8 protein-coding genes are annotated in these 6,548 nt (G+C 66.0%); 7 read left to right on the top strand and 1 reads right to left on the bottom strand.

The genetic code is table 11. The annotated features are described in order from the left end of the window. Window positions 1-78: 78 nt before the first annotated feature. The 4 genes from AC1DJT_RS33045 (at window position 79) to AC1DJT_RS33030 (ending at window position 3,312) form a co-directional block, all read left to right on the top strand. Window positions 79-1,053: an aliphatic sulfonate ABC transporter substrate-binding protein gene (locus tag AC1DJT_RS33045; protein ID WP_441507302.1), complete on the top strand. Its 975-nt coding sequence runs from the start codon at window positions 79-81 to the stop codon at window positions 1,051-1,053. Window positions 1,054-1,082: 29 nt separating this feature from the next. Next, window positions 1,083-1,910 carry an ABC transporter permease gene (locus AC1DJT_RS33040; RefSeq protein ID WP_441490220.1) on the top strand — a complete coding sequence of 276 codons (828 nt, stop codon included), beginning with the start codon at window positions 1,083-1,085 and terminating at the stop codon, window positions 1,908-1,910. 12 nt (window positions 1,911-1,922) lie between these two features. Next, window positions 1,923-2,705: an ABC transporter ATP-binding protein gene (locus AC1DJT_RS33035; protein WP_441507282.1), complete on the top strand. Its 783-nt coding sequence runs from the start codon at window positions 1,923-1,925 to the stop codon at window positions 2,703-2,705. Between the two features lie 97 nt (window positions 2,706-2,802). Next, window positions 2,803-3,312 carry an OsmC family protein gene (locus AC1DJT_RS33030; protein WP_069877739.1) on the top strand — a complete coding sequence of 170 codons (510 nt, stop codon included), beginning with the start codon at window positions 2,803-2,805 and terminating at the stop codon, window positions 3,310-3,312. On the opposite strand, the gene AC1DJT_RS33025 is transcribed toward AC1DJT_RS33030, so the two are convergent. Continuing rightward, entirely contained in the window at window positions 3,313-4,497 is a 1,185-nt protein-coding gene (locus AC1DJT_RS33025) for a DNA recombination protein RmuC (RefSeq protein ID WP_441507281.1), read from the bottom strand. Between the two features lie 116 nt (window positions 4,498-4,613). Here AC1DJT_RS33025 and AC1DJT_RS33020 point away from each other — a divergent pair, with 116 nt between their 5' ends. The 3 genes from AC1DJT_RS33020 to AC1DJT_RS33010 form a co-directional block, all read left to right on the top strand. After that, the gene (locus AC1DJT_RS33020) at window positions 4,614-5,132 is read left to right on the top strand and encodes a peptide deformylase (RefSeq protein ID WP_441490217.1); all 519 of its coding nucleotides are present in this window, start codon (window positions 4,614-4,616) and stop codon (window positions 5,130-5,132) included. A gap of 35 nt (window positions 5,133-5,167) precedes the next feature. Next, window positions 5,168-6,097 (top strand): methionyl-tRNA formyltransferase, encoded by a 930-nt coding sequence (gene fmt, locus AC1DJT_RS33015; protein ID WP_441490216.1) that lies wholly within the window; start codon window positions 5,168-5,170, stop codon window positions 6,095-6,097. 56 nt (window positions 6,098-6,153) lie between these two features. Beyond that, a partial coding sequence (locus AC1DJT_RS33010) for a tRNA pseudouridine synthase A (protein WP_476835727.1) occupies window positions 6,154-6,548 on the top strand: 395 nt, incomplete at its 3' end.

The following is a 6,548-nucleotide window of genomic DNA, read 5'->3' as shown; positions in this document are numbered from 1 at the left end:
GCTAAAGCGTGGGGTAGGATAGGCTCGACCTCTCCCGATCCCTTCGCGTCACCGAAATGGGGATCGACAATGAACGTCATCAAGGCAGTCAGCCGCCGTCTTGTACTCGCCGGGCTTGCCATGGCCGGTGCAGGTCTGGGCGCTCTCAGCGCCAATGCCCAGGCGCCGAAGGAAATCCGCATCGATTACGCCACCTACAACCCCGTCAGCCTGGTGCTGAAGGAGCGTGGCACGCTGGAGAAGGCACTCGCTTCCGAGGGCATCACGGTGCGCTGGGTGCAATCCGCCGGATCGAACAAGGCGCTCGAATTCCTCAATGCCGGCTCGATCGATTTCGGTTCGACGGCCGGCGCTGCCGCCTTGATCGGCAAGATCAATGGCAACCCGATCAAGTCGATCTATGTCTATTCGCGGCCTGAATGGACGGCGCTGGTTACCGGGGCCAAGAGCGAGATCACGAGGGTTGCCGATCTCAAGGGCAAGCGCGTCGCCGTCACCCGCGGCACCGATCCGCATATCTTCCTGGTACGGGCACTCGCTGAGGCCAAGCTGACCGAGAAGGACGTCAAGCTCGTGCTGCTTCAGCATGCCGATGGCCGCCTCGCGCTTGAGCGCGGCGATGTCGACGCCTGGGCCGGGCTCGACCCCCTGATGGCTGCAGCCGAGGTCGAGAGCGGTGCAAAGCTGTTCCACCGGAAGGCCGAGGACAACACCTGGGGCATCCTGAATGTCCGCGAGGCCTTCGCCAACGAGCATCCGGCGCTGGTCCGCAAGGTGCTGGCCGCCTACGAGGAGGCCCGTGCCTATGCGTTGGCCAACCCGGCCGAGCTGAAGAAGGTGCTCGTCGACTATACCAAGCTCTCCGACGCGGTCATCGAGCGCCAGCTTACCCGCACCGAACTGACCCATTCCGCGATCGGGCAGGCCCAGGCCGACACCATCCTTGCTGCTGGTCTCGCACTCAAGGAGGCGGGCGTCCTGCCGGCGACGACCGACGTCAAGGCGGTGGTCGACAGCCTGCTCGACCGTCGCTTCGCTGCCGCCAATAACTGAGCCCGGACGAGCAGACACAAGCCGGAACGATGAGCACGCTGGGACTCGATACGGTTGCCGAGGGTAGGGGGCGTCCGGATGTCTTCCGGAAACCCCGCGGCCTCGGTTTGGCCGGCCTGCTGCTGCCGCTTCTTCTGGCTGCTCTCTGGGAGTTCCTGGTCGGTGCCGGCTTGGCCAATGGTCGTCTGATGCCGCCGCCGAGCGTGGTCGGCAAGACGCTCTGGCAACTCGCCGTCTCGGGCGAACTCCTGACCCATGCGTCGGCCACGCTCTGGCGTGTTGCCGCCGGCTTCGGGCTGGGAGCGGCTGTCGGCACGCTGCTCGGCGCGCTGACGGGGGCCCTGCCTCTGGCGCGCAGCGTGCTCGATCCGACCTTGCAGGCTCTGCGAGCGATTCCCTCGATTGCCTGGGTGCCGCTCTTCATCCTCTGGTTCGGCATCTTCGAAGCGTCGAAAATCGCGCTGATTGCCGTTGGCGTGTTCTTCCCCGTCTATCTCGGCGTGGCGGCGGCGATCCTCTCGATCGATCGCAAGATCATCGAGGTTGGGCGCGTCTTCCGGCTCGGCCGCTTCGCCATGGTGCGGCGGGTGCTGCTGCCGGCGATCCTGCCCGCCTGGTTCACCGCGCTGCGCTCGGGCCTCGGCCTTGGTTTCATGTTCGTGGTTGCGGCCGAGATCATGGGAGCGAGCGAGGGCCTTGGTTATCTGCTTGTGGACGGCCAGCAGCTTGGCCGTCCCGACACCATCATCGCGGCCATCATCGCCTTCGCCGTGCTCGGCAAACTGGCGGATGGCCTGCTTCTCGCCATCACGCGGCCTTTCCTCGCCTGGCAGGATCTGGGTCGCGACAAGCTCTGAAAGGCATCCTCGATGCTGAGCTTCGACAGCCTCTCCAAAACCTATGCCGACGGCACACAGGCACTGTCTGCTGTCACCACCACCGTGGCCGCCGGCGAGATCCTCGCGCTTGTCGGCGGCTCCGGTTGCGGCAAGACCACCTTACTGCGGCTCGTCGCCGGGCTGGACCAACCAAGCGCCGGCCGCGTCAGCCTCGACGGCGAGGCGATCCTGGCGCCACGCGCCGATGTCGGCGTGATCTTTCAGGAGCCGCGCCTCTTCCCCTGGCTCAGTGTCTCCGAGAATGTCTCCTTCGGCCTGTCGCATCTGACGCCCTTCGCACGCGAGGGACTGGTCGCGAATGCGCTCGTGCGTGTCGGGCTCGCCGGCTACGAGAAGCGCTGGCCGCGCGAACTGTCCGGCGGGCAGCAGCAGCGCGTCGCCATCGCGCGCGCCCTGGTGACACGGCCAAAGCTGCTTTTGATGGACGAGCCCTTCTCGGCGCTCGACGCCACGACGCGGGCAAGCCTGCACGGCCATCTGCTGGCGCTCTGGGAGGAGAGCCGGCCGACCGTCGTCATGGTCACCCATGATGTCGAGGAGGCGGTGACATTGGCAGATCGCATCATCGTCATGCAGCCGAACCCCGGCCGCATCTTCGATGAATTCGACAATCCTCTCGCCCGTCCGCGCGACAGGCTCTCTCCAGCCTTCGAGGCGAGCAAGCGCGAGGTCCTGCGCACTCTCGATCGCTCCCTCGCGAACGGAGAGCCGCATCAGCACAAGGCCGCCGAGACCGCAGGCATGTGGTGGTGAGGCGCGAGACGCCCATGCCGGGTTGGGGCTGGCCCCGCGTCGGCGACAGGCTTATCACGGCGGCACATCGCCGCTCGTCTGAAGAAGGTTGAGAACCATGGACGTCACCGCGCTTCGCGCCCTCCAGGCTCCGCTCAAGGACAAATACCGCGAGGCGCCCGACGCCGCGGTGATCACGCTGAAGGCCCGTGGCGAACTCGACGACCAGCATATCGCCTGCAAGGTCGAGACCGGCCGCGCGATCGCCCTGGCCGGGCTGCACCCGGCGACCGGCGGAACCGGTGCCGAGCTCTGCTCCGGCGACATGCTGCTTGAGGCGCTGGTCGCCTGCGCCGGCGTCACGCTGAAGGCGGTCGCGACCGCCCTTGAAATCGAACTGAAGAAGGGAACTGTCAGGGCCGAGGGCGATCTCGATTTCCGCGGCACGCTCGGCGTCGTCAAGGATGCGCCCGTCGGCTTCAAGGCGATCCGCCTGTCCTTCGATGTCGAGAGCGACGCCCCACAGGACAAGCTCGACACTCTGCTCAAGCTGACCGAGCGCTACTGCGTCGTCTTCCAGACGCTGAACGTCAAGCCGGAGCTTTCGGCCGTGCTCAACCGCGGCTGATCACTCGGCGGCCTTCAGCTCGAGCCCCTTGGCGAAGGGTAGCGACGGCTCGCTCTTCGCCGGCTCATCGAATTCGAGCGCGCCGATCTTGTCGCCGCGGCTGGTGATCTTGCCGGCCGAGGTGCGGATGCCGGCGACATCCTCCTGCGCCTGGCGAAAATGCTGGTCGAGCTTCTCGGCCCGCTCGCCGAGCCGGCGGACATCGGTCAGGAGCCTGCCAACCTCGGTCTGGATGACGCGAGCCTCCTCGCGCATGCGGGCATCGCGAATGAGCGACTGCATCAGCTGGATCGCCAGGGCGAGCAGGGACGGCGACACGACCATGACGCGGGAGCGATGGGCCTTCTGGATCACGTCGTCGAAATGCTCGTGCAGGTCGGCATAGATCGATTCGGACGGCACGAAGAGCAGGGCCATGTCCTGCGTYTCGCCGGGCACGAAATAGCGCTCGGCGATATCCTTGACGTGCTGGCCGACATCGCCGCGCACGCGCACGCCCGCTGCCTTCTTTGCCTCCTCGCCACGCGCTTCGCGCAGCATGGTGAAGCTCTCCAGCGGGAATTTGGCGTCGATGACGAGGCCGCGCCCGTCTCCTGGCAGGGTGACGAGGCAGTCCGGCCGGTTGCGGTTCGAGAGCGTCGGCTGGAACGAGAAGAAGGCGGCGGGMAGCCCGTCGCGGATGATCGCCTCCATCCGGCCCTGGCCATAGGCGCCACGTGCCTGCTTGTTGGAGAGCACGTCCTTGAGGGTCACCACTTCGCTGGTCAGGTCGGTCAGGTTCTTCTGGGCAGCGTCGATGACCGCAAGCCGTTCCTGCAGCTTGCCGAGGCTCTCCGTGGTCTGCTTGACGTTCTGCTCGAGCCCGGAGCCGACCTGCTGGCGCAGGCCGTCCATCCGCTCGGCGACGAGGCGGGCAAGGTCGGCCTGCCGCGTCGAGAGAATCTCGGCCATCGTCTGCATCCGGCCCGTCATCTCGGCTTGCATGCGGTTCATCTCGGCGACCTTGTCGTCCATCTCGCGGGCGCGTTCGGCAGCGATGACGGCCTCGATCGCTCGCCCGCGCGAACTGCGCCAGAGCGACAACGCGACGAGCACAAGCAGAAACAGGCTGCTACCGGCGAAGGCAAGGGCGGCCTCGCTCCAGGTGACCGGCCGCTCGAGCAGCGTGAAGGCAATTCCGTTCATGACGGCAGATTAGCCGATTCGCGTGCGCATGCCGAACGAAAGCGGAACGGTTTGACCACCCGCCAACAAGTGCTTATGTCCGCGGCGTCAGCAAGAAAAACCGGTTCGAGCGCCCTATGGCTATTCGCCCTCTCGTCATCCTGCCCGATTCAGTCCTGCGCCAGGTCTCGAAACCTGTCGAGGCCGTCACGCCCGAGATCAAGGCGCTCGCCGCCGACATGCTCGAGACCATGTATGACGCACCCGGCATCGGCCTGGCAGCGATCCAGATCGGCGTGCCGCTGCGCCTGCTGACGATCGACCTCGCCAAGCCGGAGGAGGAGAAGGCGCCGATGACCTTCATCAATCCGGAAATCACCTGGTCTTCCAAGGAGCTGAACATCCATGAGGAAGGCTGCCTTTCGATCCCCGAATATTACGAGGAGGTCGAGCGTCCGGCGCGGGTGAAGGTTCGCTATCTCGATCTCGACGGCAAGGTGCAGGACATCGAGGCGGACGGCCTGCTCGCCACCTGCCTTCAGCACGAGATCGACCATCTCAATGGCGTGCTCTTCATCGATCACCTGTCGCGGCTGAAGCGCGAGCGTGTCACCAAGCGTTTCGCCAAGGCGGCGCGTCGCGACAGCGCGGCCTGAATGATCCGTATCGATCAGAAAGCGGCGCTGTTCGCATGAGTTTGCGCGTCATCTTCATGGGCACACCGGATTTCGCCGTGCCGACCCTGACCGAGATCATCGGCCAGGGCCACGAGGTTGTGAGTTGCTACACCCGCGCCCCGGCGCAGGCCGGTCGTGGTCTCGATCTGAAGCCGTCCCCGGTGCATCGCGCCGCCGAGCGCTTCGGCATTCCGGTGTTCACGCCGAAGACGTTGAAGACCGACGAAGCTGCCGAGGTGATCGCCTCGCATCAGGCCGACGTCGCGGTCGTCGTCGCCTATGGCATGATCCTGCCGCAGGCGATCCTTGATCTGCCGGAACTGGGCTGCCTCAACCTGCACGCGTCGCTTCTCCCGCGCTGGCGCGGCGCTGCCCCGATCCAGCGGGCCATCATGGCGGGCGATGCCGAGAGTGGCATCTGCGTCATGAAGATGGAGGCGGGGCTGGATACCGGCCCGGTCGGCATGGTCGAGAAGCTTGCGATCGGCCCCGATATGACGGCCGGCGAACTGCATGATCGGCTGGCTTCGCTTGGCGCCGACCTGATGGTGCGCGCCCTGGCTGCGCTCGGGCGTGGCGGGCTGCAGTTCACTCCACAACCCGTCGAGGGGGTGACCTACGCTGCCAAGATCGCCAATGCCGAGGCGAAGCTGGACTGGGCGCGTCCAGCGCAGCAGGTCCATGACCTCGTGCGCGGGCTCTCGCCCTTTCCAGGCGCCTTTGCCGAGGTCGATCTCGGAAAGGGGCCGGAGAGGCTCAAGATCCTGCGTACGGCGCTGGCTGGCGGCGCTGCCGAGCCGGGCACGCTGCTGGACGGTGAGGGCACGATCGCCTGCGCCGAGGGCGCAGTGAGGTTGCTTCAGGTTCAGCGCGCCGGCCGTGCGCCCATGAGCGGGAGCGAATTCCTGCGCGGCGCGCGGCTCGATCCCGGCCATCGGATCTAGGGCGCCCGCATGATGTCGCCCAAAGTTCGGTTCCCAGTTTTCGGCATCATATTCTGATGCCCCGCTACAAGCTCGTCATCGAGTATGATGGAACGCCGTTCTCCGGCTGGCAGCGTCAGCTCAACGGTCCGTCGGTTCAACAGAGCATCGAGGAAGCGGTCGAGGCCTTTTGTGGTCATGCCGTCCGCCTGCACTGCGCCGGGCGCACCGATGCCGGCGTCCATGCGACGCATCAGGTCGCCCATGTCGTTCTGGACAAGGAGTGGCGCACCGATGTCGTGCGTGACGCGAGCAATGCCCGCCTGAAGCATCTGCCGGTCGCGGTTCTGAGCGCCGAGGCTGTGTCCGACGAATTCGATGCGCGCATCTCGGCTAGGCGCCGCTATTACATCTACCGCATGCTCGACCGACGCGCACCGCCGGCGCTCGATCGGGACCGACTCTGGCATGT

The sequence above is a fragment of the Allobosea sp. 05T422_2 genome, from assembly GCF_056396265.1.
The sequence above is the reverse complement of the archived record's forward strand: the minus strand, read 5'-3'. Positions and strand labels throughout refer to the sequence as shown.

What these genes read in the sequence shown, in the direction of transcription:
- AC1DJT_RS33040 (WP_441490220.1), top strand. Translation starts at nt 1,083, where the DNA reads ATGAGCACGCTGGGACTCGATACGGTTGCCGAGGGTAGGGGGCGTCCG.
- AC1DJT_RS33035 (WP_441507282.1), top strand. Translation starts at nt 1,923, where the DNA reads ATGCTGAGCTTCGACAGCCTCTCCAAAACCTATGCCGACGGCACACAG.
- AC1DJT_RS33030 (WP_069877739.1), top strand. Translation starts at nt 2,803, where the DNA reads ATGGACGTCACCGCGCTTCGCGCCCTCCAGGCTCCGCTCAAGGACAAA.
- AC1DJT_RS33020 (WP_441490217.1), top strand. Translation starts at nt 4,614, where the DNA reads ATGGCTATTCGCCCTCTCGTCATCCTGCCCGATTCAGTCCTGCGCCAG.
- fmt (WP_441490216.1), top strand. Translation starts at nt 5,168, where the DNA reads ATGAGTTTGCGCGTCATCTTCATGGGCACACCGGATTTCGCCGTGCCG.